The following is an 18901-nucleotide window of genomic DNA, read 5'->3' as shown; positions in this document are numbered from 1 at the left end:
GACTTTTGGCATATTATAACTTATGATAGAAGAGGATGTATACTACCATTTTAAAATTTTTTTTCATAATGTATAGATAAGTCCGATATTTCATATCAGGAGGCCGTCATTGATGAACGGAATTCAATATAAAAAGGGAGCGGAGCTCGTAACGGATCATCTGCTCGACCAATTAAAAAACGGAAGCTACTCGCCCGGAGATCGTCTTCCTTCCGTCGAAGCGCTCTCCAAGCAGTACCAAGTCGGGCGTTCAACGATACGCGAAGCGCTCAGCGCGCTGAAAGCGATGGGCTGGATCGACATTCGTCATGGCGGCGGCACGTTCGTGCGCGAACAGCCGCAAGCACCGTCCGACCTGCTTCAAGGCTGGCTATCTGAGATCAACTCATTGAAATCGCTGATCGAGGTGCGGAAAATGATCGAGGTCGGTTCTGCGGGACTAGCCGCTAAACGGCGGACGGACGGGGACTTGGCTGCGTTGGCAGATTGCCTTCAACAGATGGAGGCGCATCTGGAGGACGAAGCGGCGAGCCAGCAGGCCGATCTGATGTTCCACGTGCATTTAGCGCAAGCGAGTCATAATGAAATATTAATTCCGATGCTGCAGCTGTTTCACCAGCAGTGCGCCCGGCATATGGGCAACACCCGGCGGATGTGGCTCTTCGGCGAACGTTCCTCCACGCTGCAGCTGTTGCAAGAACACAGACTTATCTATGAAGCTATACTGCACCAGAATGAAGCGCTTGCTTCCCGGCGCATGCTGGAACATTTGACCAAAATAGAATTACTATTAGAAAAAAATGATTAGCACTCTACCTATTGCATGGTATAATGTGAAAATATTACTATGAGTGTGCGTTCAAAAAGGTCACTTTTTTGCTTTTTTAGCCACCTCTACGATGCAATGGGGTGTAGTGTTTGAATCGTTCATTCTACTCGTTATTGTCAAGCCGATCGTTTGCCAACCTTGCGGGGTCCTTGTATATGATGACATTGATTGCCGCTGTCTACCAACTTACAGGATCGGCCGCCTTTGCCGGAGCGGTCTCATTCGTTCGTTCCTTGGCCATTCTGTCCAGCAGCTTCACACTGCCGTTCTGGTATCGGAAGATGACGGTTGCCTATGTCACCCGTTTGTTCCTGTTTCTTCAGTGTGCGGCGTCTGCACTCATCGCCTTCTCGTTGACGCCGCTCTCTTCTGCTCTGCCGGCATCCGCATTTCTCGGTTATGCGTTCTGCGGTATCGTGCTGATCGGTTATGTGGAGGGCTGCGCATCCGCGTCGGCTAATGCGCTTTATCCCCGCTTGGTGGAAGAGGACAAGCGTGTGCAAGCGAACAGTCTCGTATCGACCAGCATGCAGATGCTGTCGCTGCTCGGCTGGACGATGGGAGGCATCCTCGTCGCGCAGCTCGGTCATTCGCTCGTGCTGCAGCTGTCCTCGGGACTCCTGCTTCTAGGCTGTCTCTTTATTGTTCGCCTGGCTCATGACCAACATGACACGCCAAAAGAGAAAGGCTCCCGCTCCATGCTGGCAGGCTGGACCTTTCTATTTACCCATCCCCGGCTGCGCATCATTACATGGATGGATATCATAGAAGGCATTGCAGGCGGCATCTGGATTGGAGGCGTCACGTTAGTGTTCGCCCAGGAAGTGCTGCTGAAGGATGAAGCTTGGTGGGGCTATATTAATGCCGCTTACTATGCAGGCACCATTATCGGCGGATTGATTACGCTCAAGCTGTCCGCTCTCATTCATCGCCATCTGGTTGGCACGATCATTGTCGGCTCATTTGGAGTGAGCCTGTTCGCCTACGGTTATGCGTTCAATACGCAAGCATTTATCGCCTTGGCCATTGTGCTGCTGATGGGCCCTTTTTATCAACTCCGTGATATCGCCCAGCGGACCTATGTCCAACAGTACACGCCACTAGCTGAGCAGCCGAACGTGTTTGCGGCGCAAAGCACGATATCATACGTTCTGTTCGGCGTGTCAGTGCTGTTTGCCGGAACCGTGTCAGATATGTGGGGACCGCAATCCGTTTATATTGTGGGAGGAACGATGTATTTACTCTCTGCTTTTACCGGATTCATTTTAAGGAAGAAGCACGCAGCGGCGCTGACTCAAGATACTGGTTCGTTCTCATCCTGAGGGAATCGCACGGAACCGGTATGGCGCGTTTTGCCCATCTTTTCCCCTGAACGTCCGTTTTGTGGTACACTAATCTATATTCCATTCTTCAATGAATAAGGGAGAACACCATGTATCCGGACATCCAACAGTTCAAAGCTGAATTTTTCAAAGCGTTGGCACACCCTTTGAGAATAAAAATATTGGAGGTTCTGTGCGACGGCGATAAAACCGTGAACGAAATCCAGTCGCTCCTCGGCATCGAGGGTTCGGCCGTCTCACAGCAATTGGCCGTCCTACGCGGCAAGAACGTCGTGTTCGGCGTCAAGGACGGAACTTCGGTCATTTATTCTCTGCGCGATCCGATGATCAAGGATCTTCTCCAGGTGGCGAAGCGCATTTTCGACAATCACCTTGTCAACGCCATCTCCATGTTGGAGAACATCAAGAAGCAGGAATCTTCATAAAAGAGAGGGATTCGGGTAACGGACTCGAGTTTCCTCTCTTTTCCCTTTATAAGCACCCTACACGACACGACAACCGCTTTGACAGAATGGTCAGATGAATATATGATTCTTTATATATTCAAATAATCAGATATTCAGAAATGGTGGGAAAAGTGCATGAAACCGTTGTTGCGCGGCCGTTATGCCGGGTATAACGCGCAAGCTTTGAAGAAAGATATCATATCCGGAAGTATCGTAGGTATCGTCGCCATTCCATTAGGGATGGCGTTTGCCATTGCATCGGGTGTCAAGCCGGAGTACGGGCTCTATACGACAATTGTCGCCGGCTTGCTCATTTCGCTGTTCGGCGGATCCCGATTCCAAATCGGAGGTCCGACCGGAGCATTCATACCCATATTGTTCGCTATCGTCCTACAGTACGGGTATGATAATCTGCTCATTGCCGGCTTCATGGCCGGAGTCATGCTCGTCCTCATGGGGCTGTTCCGATTGGGAGCCGTCATCCGCTTCATTCCCCGTCCGGTGACGATCGGGTTTACGGCCGGCATAGCGGTCATCATCTTTACGGGGCAGATTGCCGACTTTCTAGGCCTGCACGTGGAGAAGCAGGACGGCTTTATCTCCGACATGCGTGAGCTTGTAGTGCACTTGCCGGCATTGAATCTTTACAGCGTGCTGACAGCATTTCTTTGTCTTTCCGTTCTCCTGCTCACGCCTAAATGGCTGCCCAAAATTCCTGGCTCGTTAGTCGGCCTGCTCGTCTCCAGTCTGGCTGCAGCGTGGTTCTTCCCTGGCCAAGTGGCCACAATCGGCTCCACATTCGGTGCCATTCCGAGCGGACTGCCCGAATTCCGGCTGCCAGCAATCAGCTGGGACCGTATCGTCCAGCTGATTCAACCAGCCTTCGTCATTGCGATGCTCGGCGGCATTGAATCGCTGTTGTCCGCTGTCGTCGCCGACGGCATGACGGGAGACCGGCACCAGAGCAACCGGGAACTCGTAGGGCAAGGCATCGCCAACATGGTAACCCCGTTGTTCGGAGGAATTCCGGCTACCGGAGCCATCGCCAGAACCGCAACCAACATTCGGAACGGGGCGGTCTCTCCCGTCTCCGGTGTCGTTCACGCTATCGTGGTACTGCTTGTGCTGCTCTTTTTCGCGCCATATGCTTCCAATATTCCTTTAGCCGCCATGGCTCCCATACTGATGGTTGTCGCTTGGAACATGAGCGAACGCAAAACATTTCTGCACATTTTGAAGACACGGACCGCCGATTCTCTTATTCTGTCCGTTACTTTTTTGCTAACTGTGTTCGCCAATTTGACCGTGGCCGTTCAAGCAGGCCTCGTGTTGGCGGTTGTCCTATTTGTAAAACGGATGAGCGAAGGCGTCAAGGTAGCCAAGGTGCTGCCCGATCCGGCAGACCGGAAAGCGAAGGTGTCCTCCCGCATCGTAAAGGACGGGCGCCATTGCCCGCAAATCAGCATGTTTACTGTAGAGGGACCGCTGTTTTTCGGAGCCGCACATTCATTCGAACAGTCGCTGAAGGACCAATTCGGGGAGATGCCGCTCGTGTTGATTCTTCGCTTGGGACGCGTACCATATATGGATACGACGGCAGAGTCGAATTTGTCTGCTCTCGTAAGCCGAGTCCAGCGCCAAGGAGGAACGGTGCTCGTTACGGGCATCCATGAGCAGCCGCGGAATGTGATGAACAAGACGGGACTCGCAGCCCGTATCGAAGCAGAGCACTTCTTCGAACGGACGGGTGCCGCCATTGACTTCGCCTTGACCCGCATTAGCGCAGCCCGTTGCCAAGGCTGCAGGCACTTCGCGTTCCGGGAATGCGATGCGCTGTCCGCTGTGCGTGCGGTGCCCGAACCGAAGCTTGCTGCTCCGAAGACAGACACCGTCCAAGCTTGAATCGAATAAGTTACAGGTCTGTTTCGCCTATGCGGGTGGGCAGACCTTTTTTTGTACAATAAATGCAGGCCTGGTCTTCCGATTGGAAGCCAGGCCTGTATATGTGAAGCATGAGACACATTAAGGAGAACTCAGCAACATTTCACCATTTGAGCAGCTTAATTACTTATTCCCACAGCGGCTCAGTGGCTCAGTGGCTCAATTGTTCAACGCAGGTTCGCCTTCTCGTCCGACTTTGACGCCTGTTTTCTCTCGATAAGCTCGAATGTGGAGCTGCCACAGCTGGAGCAGCCCCGCCGTTTCAACTGTTCAATCGTGTCGAAATCCCCGTCCTGGCCGACCAACACAGCTTCCCCGCACTGCCTGCAGCGGTATATGCGCTGCGTGCGGTTCACTTCGCCGGTATAAAGCGCCCCTTCATAACGATCTGTATGCCCTGGAGTCGTATGCTCCGTCGTCTTCAGCACGATCATTTGCCCGCGGTTGCCAATCATTTGCGCCCCCTCATAATCATTAAAATGTGGGGTAATCTCTTTCATCATCATGCCCATACGCACAAGCTCCTGCTGCATGGCCAACGTAAATCCAGGCGATTTGTGAGCGAACGACAAAAACACTGGTAAGCCTTTTCTCCGCTTGAGCGCGCTAATGCCTCTGGACAAAAACAGGCTCATCCCCTGCATCGTATACGGCGGATCCGTGAAGAAGCAATCGAAGCGGCCTTGCAGTTCTTCCTGCAAAGGCTGCCGCAAATCAGCATGGTGGCATGAAATGGGCAGGTCTTCCCGCTCGGCAATGTCACGTATATATTGCAAAAACCGCTCATCTACATCAACGACGTGGATCGCCGTCTTCGGACTGCTTCTGCCCGGGAACAGCCGCTTCAACAGAAAGCCAAGCGCCACGCTGACCAGATCGTCATCGCCGACGCACAGCACCTGCTTGCCGATGAGCGAATGCTCCCGCAAACAGAGCACGGCCCGCTTCAGACTCGTCTCCAACGTGCACTTAGATTGGTCGATCTGGACATTTGCTTGCGGTCGTGCTTGGAACAGATCGTTCCATTCCATCAAAAGCTCGGCGAGTTCAGATTTCCATGCCATTCCGTCCGCCATCAACTTGTGGTACAGTTCTTTATCGAGACCGAAATATCCCCATTCCTGTTCCACATAATCATTTCCTGCAAATGTGCAATGCACGCCCCGATCCTGCTTGAGCGCCCCCGCCTTGATAAGCTCCTTCTTAATTGCGGTCGCCACTGGAACGGGAAGCATCGTCTTCCGCGCCATCTCCTTCGTCGAAATACCGGGTCGTAAATAGCACTCGATCAACAATTGTTCAATAACGCGCGGCCCTTCTTCCAGACGCACATTTGCGCTTGCCATTTCGATCACATTTTTCATTCGTATCACTCTTTCTTCATAATGTAGATTGCTCTGGGGCGTCCACTCTGAGGAACGCCTACTAAGTCAGCACAAAAAGGGCAGAAAATGAACATTAACGTCCATCTTCTGCCCTGTTAGGGGATCGACTGTTTACCGCTGTAAGCCGGAGCGGCAGGAAACAAATCTGCGCATATCCGGCACACGATAATCCCGAGCAAAAACGGTGCAGATATCCCTGTCTAGAAACGCATCGCATCATTTCTGCAAGATGAATAGAGCATGTATAAATACAGCACATATACTTGCTTATTCATAAAAAAAACCGTGCTTAAGAGCACGGCTGATCACAGTCGGTTGAATTCAAAAGGATGGCCATTGTTCTTAACAATTGGAGCAATTCCGTTCACGCATGACAAATAAACCACCTTAAAGGCGATAATTTTGCCATATTGAAGAAATACACTCTATCCAATTTGATTAGTTAAGAACAACTACCGACATCAAGAACTCCCCTATTGTTAAAGTTAATGCCATTATACATAGAACAAATCTGAACATCAAGCTTGATTGACAAGGCGTCGACTCTTCATAATGAACGAACGTTCCGATGGTGCAGTGGCACGTTCAGGCTGAAGCTGATTCGCTTTTTCCGCCCCTTTGCTTCATTCTCCCCTTCCATCAGAAAATCGATATCGAAGCCTTTGAAGCCTTCATCGGTGAGTGACCGCGTATAGAGGTAGATTTTATAGCCATAAGGAATGTTGGGTTTCATTTTAGCTTTAGCACTTTACAGAACTTAAACTTTCCATATTGGTCAGGAAAGCACGCCCAAGGACGACACAGAACGCTGTCAGGTTTTAACTGCCATCGTAAACCGGCACTTAGTAGCTTTGGTTCTATACGAAAAACGGAATGTAACTTTATCCTTAATAATATCCTTCCTGACTTTATGGGAGAATGGGCAAAGGGCCATTGAACAGAAGCCTTATATCCTGCTCTTTATCAAAGAAATAAATAACACTTCCGTTCATACTCCAATCCTACAAATGTTCCTCGTATGAGGGTAATGGATTGCGGCTGATCTGAATGAAGGGGAGAGTGAGTCAAAGGCCCGAACGGGCATACCATCTCAGAAAGAGGGGATCTACACGATGAAGGAAGATATTTTTATTTTACACCGCGAATTGTTACAAAATATAAAAAGGCGCCCCTCTAAGGGACGCCTCGTAAATGCCGGCTGCCTCGTCAACAGCTTATTCGGCATCCTTCTGCTCTTGTTCTTGAATGAGTCCAGCAAACAAAGCATGAACGAATTGCTCGGAATCGAATTCCTGTAAATCTTCCATCTTCTCTCCGAGACCGACGAACTTCACCGGCATATTCAACTCCTGACGAATCGCGATAACGATGCCGCCTTTTGCCGTGCCATCCAGCTTCGTCAGCACCAACCCAGTGACACCGCTCTTCTCGCCGAACAGCTTCGCTTGGCTGAGCGCGTTCTGACCTGTCGTTGCATCAAGCACCATCAGCACCTCATGCGGGGCATCTGGAACTTCACGCTGAATGACACGGAAGATCTTGTTCAGCTCTTCCATCAAATTCGACTTATTTTGCAAACGCCCGGCCGTATCACACAGCAGAACATCTACACCGCGCTGCTTCGCCGCCTGCACGGCATCAAACATAACAGCCGCTGGATCAGAACCAGCCTGCTGCTTAATGACATCTACACCGACGCGTTGTCCCCATACTTCCAACTGCTCAATGGCACCCGCACGGAACGTATCCCCCGCGGCAAGCAGGACAGATTTCCCCTGCTGCTTGAACCGATGGGCAAGCTTGCCGATCGTTGTTGTCTTACCGACGCCGTTGACACCGACGAACAATATGACTGTCATGCCGTCCGAATTCATGTTTAGCTTATTAGACTCGTCGCCACGCAGCAACCCCACCAGCTTCTCTGACAGGACCGGCTGCAGTTCAGCCGCTTCTTCAATCTTTCGCTTCTTCACTTCGTCTCGTAGCTCGTCGATCAAGTTCATCACGGTCGTTACGCCGACGTCAGCACCGATAAGTATTTCTTCCAATTCTTCGTAGAACGCTTCGTCAATCTTTTTGCGGCGGGTAATCAGCTCGGCTACCTTTTCCACAAAGCCTTTACGCGACTTCTCCAAGCCTTCTTTGAAAATATTCGTTACGGATTCGGTCTTTGCCGCAATGCTTTCCTTCAGCTTTTTAAAAAAACTCATGCGCTCCTCCGCTCCTTATGCAATAATTGCTTCATCATCTTCCAGTCTGACGGATACGAGTTTCGATACGCCGCCTTCCTCCATCGTAACGCCGTATAACACGTCCGCTTCCTCCATCGTGCCTTTGCGGTGCGTGACGACGATAAACTGCGTCTGCTCGGAAAATTCCCGCAAATATTGTGCGAAACGGGTCACATTCGCTTCATCCAGAGCCGCTTCTACCTCGTCCAACACACAGAACGGCACTGGCTTGACGTGCAGAATGGCGAACAAGAGCGCCATGGCTGTAAGGGCGCGTTCCCCTCCCGACAGCAACTGTAGATTCTGCAGCTTCTTGCCAGGCGGCTGCGCGACAATGTCGATGCCCGTCTCCAATATGTTCTCGGGTTCAATCAAGACGAGATCTGCCCGACCGCCGCCGAACAGCTTCGAAAATACGACGACGAATTGCTTGCGTATCTCGTCAAAGGTCGCTTTGAACCGCTTCGACATCTCTTCGTCCATTTCGCGAATGACCTCATATAGTGTCGTCTTCGCTTCGATCAGATCATCCTTCTGTTTGCTCAAATATTGATAGCGTTCGTTCACGCGTTCGAACTCTTCAATCGCGCCCAGGTTGACCTCGCCAAGAGCGGAAATTTGCCGTTTCAAGTCGCGGACCTCTTGCTGCGCCGCTTCAATGTTGTCCGGCACTGCATAGCGATGCTTCGCCAGTTCGAAGCTGATTTCATACTCATCGCTCAGCTTGCGCAACAGATTATCGAGTTCGACATCCAGACGGTTCGCTTGAATCTCCGTCTGGCGCATTGCCTCTTCCACTTGCTTTAATTCCGTACGCTGCTCTTTCGTATCGCTTTCCGCAAGTTCAAGCCGCTGGACGGATTGGGCACGATCAGCACGCTTGAATTCGATCTGCTTCCCAGTTTCCTGCTTTTTAACCCCGAAGTGGTTCAGATCCTCGGTCTGCTTCATCGTTTCGCGCTCGACCGTTTCCAGATCGATTTGAACTTGAATGAGCCCTTGCGTCAACTGCGTATATTCTTGCTCATACGCAGTCGCTTCCTGCTCTGCGCGCTTTAATTGCTCTTGTAAGGAGAACATTTCTTGGTCCAGCTTCCCTTGCCGGACCTTCATGTCCGTCAGCTGCGTCTGCAGCTCTTCCTTCACGGACTCATTCGCCTTGCGCGCTGATTCCGCAGATTCAATGGAGACGTGCAGACGATCCTCATCGATCTTCAGCTCAGCGAGGCGTATTTCCGCCGTCCGGCGTCCCGCATCCAACGTAGCCATCTCTTCCGTTGCGTGTGCAAGCTCTTGGCCTTCCATTTCAAGCGTCTCCGCCAGCTGACGCTCTTCCTTCTCCAGTTGAGCCAGATCGCTTGCCAGCTGCTGTTCGCTTAGACGTTTGCTCTCGCCCTGCTCCCGAAGGTCATCGAGACGTTTGACTCCGCTTGTCGTGCGCTGCTTCAATTCTGTAATGGACTCGGTCAGCTTGACGAGCTGCTTATCCGTCTCTGTAATCTCGGCATCCAGCTGTTCAATCTGGCGCTTCCTTCCGAGTAGATTGGCGCTCTTCTTGTTCAAGCTGCCGCCTGTCATCGAGCCGCCCGCATTCACCACGTCCCCTTCGCGGGTGACGACGCGGTAACGGTACTGCAGCTTCGCGGCGATGCGGTTCGCATCCTCAAGCGTCTCCGCAATGACGACGTTGCCCAGCAGGCTGCCTACAATGTTGGCATAGGCCTTGTCCGTCTTGACCAAGTCCGCCGCTACGCCAATCATGCCATCCAATCCGTCTACGATACGGCGATCCGTATCGTGAATCGAACGGCTGCGGATGACGTCAAGCGGCAGGAACGTAGCTCGCCCCAGTTGACGCTGCTTCAAAAATGTAATCGCAGTGCGGGACACCACTTCGTTCTCCATGACGATGTGCTGTAATGCCGCACCGAGCGCTGTCTCGATTGCCGTCTCCAGCTCTTCCGGAACGCGAATGAGCTCTGCCACAGCCCCATGAACGCCCTGCAGTCCATTCGGGCGGCGTGCCGCCTTCAGCACCTCGCGCACTCCGAGCATGAAGCCGTCAAAGTCATTCTGCAGTTCCTTCATCGTATCGCGACGGGAAACTAAGGCGTCGGCTTTCTGCTGCCACTTCCGCGCAGCCAGCTGCGTCTCGTCAAGCAGCACTTCATCCTTCTTCAACTGCTCGCTTTCCTGCAGATAACGATTGCGGATATATGCCAAATCATCCGCCAGCGTCTCACTTCGACGCTTCGTATCGTCCATACGCTTGCATAGATCCTTCTGTTCCTGCTCGCGCTTGTTCCGCCCCTGCTTCATCTTATCGAGACGTTTCTGCAGCGATTCCTTCTGCTGATCGTAATAACGAATATCGTTGCGCTGCTGCGCCATTTGATTCATGATTTCAAGCAGCTCGCCCTTTAAGCTTTCTTCCGCGTCTGAGCTCGTCCCGCCCACGACACCGACCAGCTTCGCTTCTTCCGCATGAATATGGCGCCGGATCTCGGCAAGCTCCGTCTCTACCGCGGTCAGCTTCTCCCGCACGGCATGCACTTCCAACTGCTTGGCACGCATCCGTTCGGACGTCGTCGAGAGCGTCGACTTCATCTGCTGCTCATTGGCCGTCAGATTGCGCTTGCGTTCACGCAGCACTTCCCCTTGACCTTCACATTTCTCGTACTCCTCACTATAGTGAAGCAAGGTTGTCTGCAAACGTTCGAGCTCTTCTTCCAGCTTACGCAGCTCCACGCGGTGCACTTCCAGCTTCGCGTCATGCTCGCTCACCACCGTCGAGAGCGCCAGCTCCCGTTCCTTCAGCACAGCCAGCTTGTCGTTCGCTTGCTGCCAAGACAGATGCAGCTGCTCGATTTGATGGACGTAGACGGCAATTTCTTTTGTCTTCAACCATTCCCGCAGCTGCTTATAATGACGCGCTTTCTCGGATTGCTCCTTCAACGGCCCGATCTGATCCTCAAGCTCAACGACCAGATCGTGAATACGAAGCAAATTTTGCTCCGTTTCATCCAGCTTCTTCTTCGCATCCCGTTTGCGGGATTTATATTTCACGATACCGGAAGCTTCTTCAAAAATGCCGCGGCGGTCCTCCGAGCGTGTGCTCAAAATTTCTTCTATCCGCCCCTGTCCGATAATGGAATACGCTTCTTTCCCTATCCCCGTATCCATGAACAGTTCCGTTATATCTTTCAATCGGCACGCCTGTTTGTTGATAAAATATTCACTATCTCCACTGCGATGAACACGTCGGGTAACCGTAACTTCATTAAAATCGAGCGGCAGTGCCTGATCGCTGTTATCCAGCGTCAATGACACTTCCCCTACGTTTACCGCTTTACGCGCATCGCTGCCCGCAAAGATGATGTCCTCCATCTTTCCGCCCCGGAGGGATTTGGCGCTCTGCTCGCCCAGCACCCAACGGATGGCGTCAGAGATGTTGCTCTTTCCGCTGCCGTTCGGACCAACGACACCGGTAATTCCCTGAACGAACTCCAATTCCGTCCGATCCGCGAACGATTTAAAGCCCGCCAGTTCTAACCGTTTTAAGAACATCGTTCTTCAATCACCTCAACGTTTATTGTACCATATCGCTATTCCGGTTCGACGCTCTCTTTTGCTATCGGTCTTGTTGCTTAACGTAACTTCGGACAAAGAAAGAGCAAAAACCAGCCTGTACACGGAATGCCTTCCGCTTCGTCCCGCGCGCTGTTCTTTGCTCTTTCTGCGAAACCGGCCGACGACGAAGCGCCGGCCTTTACAGTACGTTATAATTTCGGAATGATTAAGTGCTCAAGTGCCTGCGCCGCCGCCTGTTGTTCGGCTTCTTTCTTTGAACGGCCAATACCGCGACCCAGACATTCTTCTCCCATGACAACTTCGGATACGAACTCCCGCTCATGTGCCGGCCCACGTTCCTCCACGATACGATACTCAAGCGCGCCTAAATTGTGATGCTGCGTCAACTCCTGCAGCTGCGTCTTATAATCATTCGTCTGCAGCTTGCCGTCGAGCGTGATCTGAGGGAAGATATGGCGGCGCAAAAACTCTCGAGCCGCCTCTAACCCTTGATCCAAATATAGCGCACCGATAAACGACTCAAAGACATCGGCCAACAACGCAGGACGTGTTCGCCCACCAGTCAGTTCTTCTCCCTTGCCAAGCAGCACATACTTGCCAAAGTGCAATTGATTGGCAAATTTGACGAGAGAAGGCTCACACACGATGGAGGCCCGCATCTTTGTCAATTCTCCTTCGGGCCGTGTCGGACATTGATGAAACAAAAATTCTGACACCGTCAGCTCCAACACAGCATCGCCCAAAAATTCAAGGCGTTCATTGTCTTGGTGCTGACCGAAGCGATGTTCGTTTACATAGGAAGCATGGGTAAACGCCTGTTTTAACAGCTGCCTGTTACGAAAATGAATGTTCAGTTTCTGCTGTAACTGCTTCAATTCTACACTCAACAGTCTGACTCCTTATGCTTCGAATTTCTTCAAGAGAATCGTAGCGTTGTGTCCTCCGAATCCGAATGAGTTCGACATGGCTACCTGCACATCCGCTTGACGCGGCACATTCGGCACGTAATCCAGGTCGCATTCAGGATCTTGATTCTCCAAGTTAATCGTTGGCGGAATGATACCATGCGTCAGTGCCAAGCTGCAAATGACCGCTTCCACACCGCCGGCTGCGCCAAGCAAATGTCCTGTCATCGATTTCGTCGAACTTACCGCTACCTTATAAGCATGTTCCCCTAATGCGCTTTTAATCGCCGTCGTTTCCGATTTGTCTCCAACCGGCGTGGACGTGCCGTGCGCATTAATATAATCAATTTGTTCCGGCTTCATTTCCGCATCGCGAATGGCGCGTGTCATACACAGCGCTGCCCCTGTCGGATCCGGCTCAGTCATATGATGTGCGTCAGCACCCATGCCGTAGCCTGCCATTTCCGCATAAATACGCGCACCGCGCTGCAACGCATGCTCCAGCGATTCGAGAATGAGAACGCCGGCGCCTTCACCCATTATGAACCCGTCTCGATCGACATCGAAAGGACGGCTCGCGCGTTCAGGCTCGTCATTGCGCGTAGACATCGCCCGCATGGAACAGAATCCAGCCATCCCGATTGGACGAATCGTTGCTTCTGCGCCGCCGCAAATCATAACGTCAGCGTCGCCGCGCTGAATAATCTTGTAAGCGTCGCCGATGGAATGCGTCCCTGTCGCACAAGCGGACACTGCCGCCGTGTTCGGTCCGCGCGCGCCCACTTTCATGGACACCTGACCGGAAGCCATGTTCGCGATCATCATCGGAATGAAGAAAGGACTGACGCGTTTTACGCCTTTTTCCATCAAAATCGTATGCTGCTCTTCCCAAGTTCCCAGACCGCCAATACCTGAGCCGACAATAACGCCGACACGATCCGGATCAGTCTGTTCCTTCACATTCAGCTTTGCATCCTCCAAAGCGTTCTTGCTGGCCGCGACGGCAAATTGGACAAAACGGTCCATTCGGCGCGCTTCCTTCTTCTCCATGTACGCTTCTGGATTAAAGTCTTTCACGGATGCGGCAATTTGCGTCGGATAATCCGTCACATCAAATGCCTCGACTCGGGATACACCTGACTTGCCTTCCAGCAAGCTGTTCCAAAATGTTTCAAGGTCCGAACCGAGAGCGGTTACGACGCCCATGCCGGTCACCACAACCCTGTGCTTCAAAATGAAATCACCTCTATTATATACAGTTCCGTGCTTCTATTTATTGTACGCGCCTGCGACGCATTAACATACATAATCTAATAATGAGGAGAAGTCCCGCTAATGAAGAACGGGACTCTTACAAGCTTACTTATGAGATTGTATGTAATTCACTACTTCTCCAACTGAAGTAATTTTCTCTGCGTCTTCATCAGAGATTTCCATATCAAACTCATCTTCTAATTCCATCACCAATTCCACAACATCGAGGGAATCAGCGCCAAGATCATCCTTAAAAGATGCTTCAAGCGTTACTTCCGCTTCATCTACGCCAAGGCGCTCAATGATGATGCGTTTTACACGCTCCAACACTTCTGCTGACATCCGGTTCACCTCCTCTTTGGTATTATACGAGAAATCGTTTTAAATTGCCATATTAAAACGGCTAACAAAAAAATGCTTAAAGTCCATGTTTTCATAGACTGGAAAGCCCTACATGTACATGCCTCCATCGACATGAATTGTCTGTCCGGTCATATATTCAGCATCCTCCGAAGCAAGGAAGCGCACCGTCTTGGCGATATGCTCCGGCTGACCTAGGCGGGCGAGCGGAATTTGCGCAAGCAGCTGCTGTCTATACTCCTCGGGCAGTGCGTCTGTCATATCGGTTTCAATGAAACCGGGAGCGACACAATTGACCGTAATGCCGCGGGAAGCGAGTTCACGCGCGGATGCCTTCGTGAGGCCGATGACGCCGGCTTTCGCCGCAACATAGTTCGCTTGTCCTGGATTGCCGATTACGCCTACAACGGAAGAAATATTAATGATGCGTCCCGAGCGCTGTTTCATCATCGGGCGAGTGACCGATTTAATGCAATTGAACACGCCTTTTAGGTTCGTTTCAATGACTTGGTCGAACTCTTCTTCTTTCATACGCATAATTAAATTATCTCTTGTAATGCCGGCATTATTCACCAGAATATCAATTCGTCCCATCTGTTCCAAGGTCGTCTTGACAAGCTGCTCAGCTTCTTCCGCTTTGCCTACGTTCGCTTTGACGGTTAGCGCCTTGCGCCCTAGCGCTTCAATGGCCGCTGCCGTATCGTTAGCCGCAGCTTCGCTTCCGGCATAATTCACGACGACGTCTGCCCCGGCTTCCGCCAGACTGAGTGCGATAGCACGTCCGATACCGCGCGAAGCTCCTGTTACGAGAGCAACTTTGCCTTCCAAGCTGGACATCGATATTTCCCTCCCTTGACAGGTTCCGGGCGCACGCCGCAGCGGGCTGCGCCCGATTGTTGTTTTTGCTAGCTACAAAGCTTTATCAACTAAGATTCGTAAGCTTCGATAGCTTCCAGGCTGTTAATCGAAATAACGCGTACGGATCTGTCAATTTTTTTCACAAGTCCTGCCAAAACCGTACCCGCACCGATTTCAACAAACGTATCGACACCCTGTTCGATCATGTAACGAACGCTATCCTCCCACAGTACAGGTGAGAATACCTGCTCGACAAGCAATTGCCGAATGCGTTCTCCTTGCTGCTCAGGACGGGCGGACACATTGGCGACAACAGGGATGTGAGCGTCCTGCATAGTCACATCACGCAGTGCCTCCCCTAGACGTTCTGCTGCGGGCTTCATCAACGTCGAATGGAATGGGCCGCTCACTTCGAGCGGAATGACGCGTTTGGCGCCCGCTTCTTTCCCTCGCTCCACCAGCGCTTGAACTCCGGCATTCGAACCGGATACGACGATTTGCCCCGGACAGTTGACATTTGCCATCTCGACAGGCGCAGTATCGGCAGTAATGTCGTCACAGAGCGCACCTAATCGTTCGCGCTCGGCACCAAGCACGGCTGCCATTGCTCCCTGTCCGCTCGGTACAGCCTGTTCCATGAATTGACCACGCTGGCGCACGATAGCAACGGCATCCTCATACCGGAGCACGCCGGCAATGACGAGTGCGCTATATTCTCCCAGACTGTGCCCTGCCACGTAATCCGGTTGAATTCCTTTAGCTGCGAACGCCTTGTATAGCGCGTAGCTTGTCGTCAAAAGAGCTGGCTGCGTATTGGCCGTCTGCTTCAAATCGCTATCTGGGCCGTCGAACACCATCTCGCTAAGCGGGAAGCCAAGCACACGTTCAGCCGTGTCGAACGCCGCGCGAGAAGCCGGTACAGCGTCATATACATCCTTACCCATCCCGACAGCTTGCGATCCTTGCCCTGGAAAGATGAATGCCATTTTCCCCATGTTGTCCACTCCTTCTTACCACTCTATAACCGAAGCGCTCCAAGTCAAGCCGCCGCCGAAGCCGACAAGAAGAATCGTGTCTCCCTCGCGGACTCGTCCTTCCTCGACCGCCTCTGCCAGCGCGAGCGGAATCGATGCTGCCGATGTGTTGGCATAACGCGGCAAATTAATCATGCACTTCTCTTCCGGCAAGTTCAAGCGCTCAAGCGCAGCATGGATAATGCGCGTATTCGCCTGATGCGGGACGAGAAGATCGATATCTTCTTTGGTCTTGCCAGCCTTGGCAAGCGCCTCTTCCGCCGCGCTTCCCATAATGCGCACGGCAAACTTGAATACTTCACGACCGTTCATGTAAATATAATGGCGCTTGTTCTGAACCGTTTCACTTGAAGCCGGCATGCGCGATCCGCCTGCTTCCAGCTTCAGCAGCTCGCCACCGCCACCATCCGCGCCAAGCACGAACGACTTGAACCCGCGTCCTTCCGGGACAGGCCCTAATACAGCGGCACCCGCACCGTCGCCGAACAGGATGCACGTATTGCGATCCGTGTAATCCGTAATCCGGGATAAGCATTCCGCACCGATGACTAGTGCATACTTGTATATGCCCATCGCGATAAAGTTGCTCGCATTAGCCAGTCCATATACGAAGCCCGAGCAAGCCGCGGACAAATCAAAGGCAGCGGCACGCTTGGCACCAAGGCGCTCCTGAACAAGGCAGGCCGTCGAGGGGAACGTCGTATCCGGTGTTACGGTAGTCACCACAATCAAATCTAGCTGTTCAGCTGTAATACCGGCTGCTTTAAGTGCCTGTTCGGCAGCATGAAATGCCAAATCCGACGTCGCTTCATGCTCCGCGGCAATGCGCCGCTCTTTAATTCCCGTACGGGACACGATCCATTCATCACTCGTCTCGACCATCTTCTCCATATCACTGTTGGTCAACACGCGTTCGGGTACATATTTCCCAGTACCGATAATGCCAACCGAACGCAAACTCATTACGCATCACTCACTTTCCACTATTGCTTCCTCCGACTCCCATGGAAATCGTTTGGATTAATTCGTTCTGCAGCGCCATCCGCGCTTGGCGAATGGCATTTTCAATCGCGCGCGAATCCGAAGAACCGTGCGCCTTAATGACCAAGCCATTCAATCCGAGCAGCGGAGCTCCTCCGTGCTCTTTGTAATCCATAATCTTGCGCAGACGCTTCAAGCCCGGCATCAGGATAGCCGCTGCAAGCTTCGTGTACCAAGAACGGGTAAATTCCTGCTTCAGCACACTGAACAACGAACCCGCCGTGCCTTCCAGCGATTTCAGCATGACGTTGCCGACAAATCCGTCACAAACGAGCACGTCACAGTTGCTCTCCAGCACATCCCTGGCCTCGACGTTGCCGACAAAGTGAATCGGCAATTCAGCAAGCTGCGGGTAGACGAGCTTCGTTAGTTCATTTCCCTTCATCGCTTCCGTTCCGACGTTAAGCAGCCCGACACGCGGGTTCACAATGCCGTGCGCCTTCTCCCGGTAAATGCTGCCCATAAGCGCGTATTGCGCGAGATGCTCCGGCTTCGCATCCATGTTGGCCCCTAAATCCAGCGCAAGCACCCCGCGGCCGTCCATCGTCGGAATCATCGGCGCCAAGGCAGGCCGTTCCACACCGTTCATACGTCCGACGACTAAGAGGCCAGTCGTCATTAAGGCACCCGTATTGCCGGCAGAAATCATGCAGTCGGCCTCGCCTTCGCGCACCATTCGACCGGCAACGACCATGGAGGCTTCCTTCTTGCGCCTTACCGCCTTCACAGGCTCGTCATCTGCATTAATCGTATCCGCAGCGTGCACGATGCGGACATTGGACAGCTGGGTTGCCATCAACGGCGACAGCTTCCCTTCGTCCCCGACCAGCAGCAATTCAATGTCGGGCCACTCTTTCGCCGCCGCGAGGGCGCCTTCCACATTGCACTTCGGTGCATGGTCTCCGCCCATGGCATCAATGGCGATTCTCATGCTCGTCTCCTCCTTCGCTACCGTTTATCGCACTGGCTGAGCGGTAAATGATAAAATGACCTTGGAATATCATTTCTTCTCCGACATAGCTGAATACTTCGACCTTCGCTTTGCTTCGACTTCCTGAGATGGAACGCACGTAAGCTTTGGCAATGCACTTTTCCCCCAGCTTAACCGAACGGACAAATCGAATGTCTGCCGAAGCCGTAAGCGCAATCTCGTCATTAATGACAGCGACCGCAAGCGAATTGGCTTGCGCAAACAGATGATGTCCGCGGGCGATATGCGTTCTTGAGAACACGTGCTCTTCCCGAATTTCGAAGATGGAAATTCCGCTCCGATCCAACTGCAGGTCCACAATGTCGCCGATGACTTCGTGCAGCGGCAAGGATCGAACTTGATCGTAAGAACGTTCAGCCATCAACTTCAATCGTTCTCTCAGTTCAGGAATCCCCAATTCCATTCGATCCAGACGAATGGTTTGGATGCTCACCTTCAGCATGCGGGTTAATTCTTGATCTGTTACGAACGGGTTCTCTTCAATGATTTTGACCAACTGCTGTTGGCGTTTTCGTTTAGGTAAACGTTCGATGTCCCGCACCACCTTTGTTTCTTGCACCCTAATCTCGGTTCCGGTTAGCTTTCGCCACATGAAATCCGTTATGTATATCGTAAATCATTTTTCATGATTTGAACAATCTCTTTGAAACGCAGTTTAGAACCTGGTACTAAATGTAGTATATATAAAAACG

The 18901-nt window shown here is 52.1% G+C and carries 16 protein-coding genes; 4 read left to right on the top strand and 12 right to left on the bottom strand.

Annotation, left to right across the window (positions count from 1 at the left end; translation table 11 throughout):
• Nucleotides 1-112 precede the first annotated feature (112 nt).
• The 4 genes from LQV63_RS01625 (at nucleotide 113) to LQV63_RS01610 (ending at nucleotide 4520) form a co-directional block, all read left to right on the top strand.
• Nucleotides 113-808 carry a FadR/GntR family transcriptional regulator gene (locus tag LQV63_RS01625; protein WP_233695425.1) on the top strand — a complete coding sequence of 232 codons (696 nt, stop codon included), beginning with the start codon at nucleotides 113-115 and terminating at the stop codon, nucleotides 806-808.
• Between the two features lie 110 nt (nucleotides 809-918).
• Nucleotides 919-2151, top strand: coding sequence for an MFS transporter (locus LQV63_RS01620; protein ID WP_267933832.1), 1233 nt, complete (start codon nucleotides 919-921; stop codon nucleotides 2149-2151).
• 110 nt (nucleotides 2152-2261) lie between these two features.
• Nucleotides 2262-2597, top strand: a complete 336-nt coding sequence (locus LQV63_RS01615; protein ID WP_019424946.1) for an ArsR/SmtB family transcription factor — start codon at nucleotides 2262-2264, stop codon at nucleotides 2595-2597.
• A 156-nt stretch (nucleotides 2598-2753) separates the two neighbouring features.
• Nucleotides 2754-4520, top strand: a complete 1767-nt coding sequence (locus tag LQV63_RS01610; RefSeq protein WP_233695423.1) for a SulP family inorganic anion transporter — start codon at nucleotides 2754-2756, stop codon at nucleotides 4518-4520.
• 206 nt (nucleotides 4521-4726) lie between these two features.
• On the opposite strand, the gene LQV63_RS01605 is transcribed toward LQV63_RS01610, so the two are convergent.
• The 12 genes from LQV63_RS01605 to fapR form a co-directional block, all read right to left on the bottom strand.
• Nucleotides 4727-5923, bottom strand: coding sequence for a bis-aminopropyl spermidine synthase family protein (locus tag LQV63_RS01605; protein WP_019424944.1), 1197 nt, complete (start codon nucleotides 5921-5923; stop codon nucleotides 4727-4729).
• A 568-nt stretch (nucleotides 5924-6491) separates the two neighbouring features.
• Nucleotides 6492-6677, bottom strand: coding sequence for a hypothetical protein (locus LQV63_RS01600; RefSeq protein ID WP_019424943.1), 186 nt, complete (start codon nucleotides 6675-6677; stop codon nucleotides 6492-6494).
• 481 nt (nucleotides 6678-7158) lie between these two features.
• Nucleotides 7159-8154, bottom strand: coding sequence for a signal recognition particle-docking protein FtsY (ftsY, locus tag LQV63_RS01595; RefSeq protein WP_019424942.1), 996 nt, complete (start codon nucleotides 8152-8154; stop codon nucleotides 7159-7161).
• 15 nt (nucleotides 8155-8169) lie between these two features.
• Nucleotides 8170-11742: a chromosome segregation protein SMC gene (gene smc, locus LQV63_RS01590; RefSeq protein ID WP_019424941.1), complete on the bottom strand. Its 3573-nt coding sequence runs from the start codon at nucleotides 11740-11742 to the stop codon at nucleotides 8170-8172.
• A 212-nt stretch (nucleotides 11743-11954) separates the two neighbouring features.
• Nucleotides 11955-12653, bottom strand: coding sequence for a ribonuclease III (gene rnc / locus LQV63_RS01585; RefSeq protein WP_019424940.1), 699 nt, complete (start codon nucleotides 12651-12653; stop codon nucleotides 11955-11957).
• Nucleotides 12654-12665: 12 nt separating this feature from the next.
• Entirely contained in the window at nucleotides 12666-13904 is a 1239-nt protein-coding gene (fabF, locus tag LQV63_RS01580; protein ID WP_233695422.1) for a beta-ketoacyl-ACP synthase II, read from the bottom strand.
• Between the two features lie 126 nt (nucleotides 13905-14030).
• A complete protein-coding gene (acpP, locus tag LQV63_RS01575) occupies nucleotides 14031-14267 on the bottom strand; it encodes an acyl carrier protein (RefSeq protein WP_019424938.1) in 237 nt (78 codons plus the stop codon).
• A gap of 108 nt (nucleotides 14268-14375) precedes the next feature.
• The gene (gene fabG, locus LQV63_RS01570) at nucleotides 14376-15122 is read right to left on the bottom strand and encodes a 3-oxoacyl-[acyl-carrier-protein] reductase (protein ID WP_233695421.1); all 747 of its coding nucleotides are present in this window, start codon (nucleotides 15120-15122) and stop codon (nucleotides 14376-14378) included.
• A gap of 89 nt (nucleotides 15123-15211) precedes the next feature.
• Complete coding sequence (fabD, locus tag LQV63_RS01565) at nucleotides 15212-16138, bottom strand: ACP S-malonyltransferase (RefSeq protein WP_019424936.1); 927 nt, start codon at nucleotides 16136-16138, stop codon at nucleotides 15212-15214.
• A gap of 15 nt (nucleotides 16139-16153) precedes the next feature.
• Nucleotides 16154-17140, bottom strand: coding sequence for a beta-ketoacyl-ACP synthase III (locus LQV63_RS01560; protein WP_019424935.1), 987 nt, complete (start codon nucleotides 17138-17140; stop codon nucleotides 16154-16156).
• Nucleotides 17141-17150: 10 nt separating this feature from the next.
• Nucleotides 17151-18149, bottom strand: coding sequence for a phosphate acyltransferase PlsX (gene plsX, locus LQV63_RS01555; protein WP_233695420.1), 999 nt, complete (start codon nucleotides 18147-18149; stop codon nucleotides 17151-17153).
• Nucleotides 18133-18753 (bottom strand): transcription factor FapR, encoded by a 621-nt coding sequence (gene fapR, locus LQV63_RS01550; protein WP_019424933.1) that lies wholly within the window; start codon nucleotides 18751-18753, stop codon nucleotides 18133-18135. Before fapR ends, plsX begins: the two co-directional genes overlap by 17 nt.
• Between the last annotated feature and the right edge of the window lie 148 nt (nucleotides 18754-18901).

Origin of the sequence: Paenibacillus profundus (genome assembly GCF_021369635.1) — a bacterium.
GTDB classification, from domain to species: Bacteria; Bacillota; Bacilli; order Paenibacillales; family Paenibacillaceae; genus Paenibacillus_B; species Paenibacillus_B profundus.
This window is presented reverse-complemented; position numbering and strand designations above follow the sequence as displayed.

Excerpts from the sequence above, each read along its gene's own strand:
- LQV63_RS01625 (WP_233695425.1), top strand. The coding sequence starts at position 113 with ATGAACGGAATTCAATATAAAAAGGGAGCGGAGCTCGTAACGGATCAT.
- LQV63_RS01615 (WP_019424946.1), top strand. The coding sequence starts at position 2,262 with ATGTATCCGGACATCCAACAGTTCAAAGCTGAATTTTTCAAAGCGTTG.
- LQV63_RS01610 (WP_233695423.1), top strand. The coding sequence starts at position 2,754 with ATGAAACCGTTGTTGCGCGGCCGTTATGCCGGGTATAACGCGCAAGCT.
- LQV63_RS01605 (WP_019424944.1), bottom strand. The coding sequence starts at position 5,923 with ATGAAAAATGTGATCGAAATGGCAAGCGCAAATGTGCGTCTGGAAGAA.
- LQV63_RS01600 (WP_019424943.1), bottom strand. The coding sequence starts at position 6,677 with ATGAAACCCAACATTCCTTATGGCTATAAAATCTACCTCTATACGCGG.
- ftsY (WP_019424942.1), bottom strand. The coding sequence starts at position 8,154 with ATGAGTTTTTTTAAAAAGCTGAAGGAAAGCATTGCGGCAAAGACCGAA.
- smc (WP_019424941.1), bottom strand. The coding sequence starts at position 11,742 with ATGTTCTTAAAACGGTTAGAACTGGCGGGCTTTAAATCGTTCGCGGAT.
- acpP (WP_019424938.1), bottom strand. The coding sequence starts at position 14,267 with ATGTCAGCAGAAGTGTTGGAGCGTGTAAAACGCATCATCATTGAGCGC.
- fabG (WP_233695421.1), bottom strand. The coding sequence starts at position 15,122 with ATGTCCAGCTTGGAAGGCAAAGTTGCTCTCGTAACAGGAGCTTCGCGC.
- fabD (WP_019424936.1), bottom strand. The coding sequence starts at position 16,138 with ATGGGGAAAATGGCATTCATCTTTCCAGGGCAAGGATCGCAAGCTGTC.
- LQV63_RS01560 (WP_019424935.1), bottom strand. The coding sequence starts at position 17,140 with ATGAGTTTGCGTTCGGTTGGCATTATCGGTACTGGGAAATATGTACCC.
- plsX (WP_233695420.1), bottom strand. The coding sequence starts at position 18,149 with ATGAGAATCGCCATTGATGCCATGGGCGGAGACCATGCACCGAAGTGC.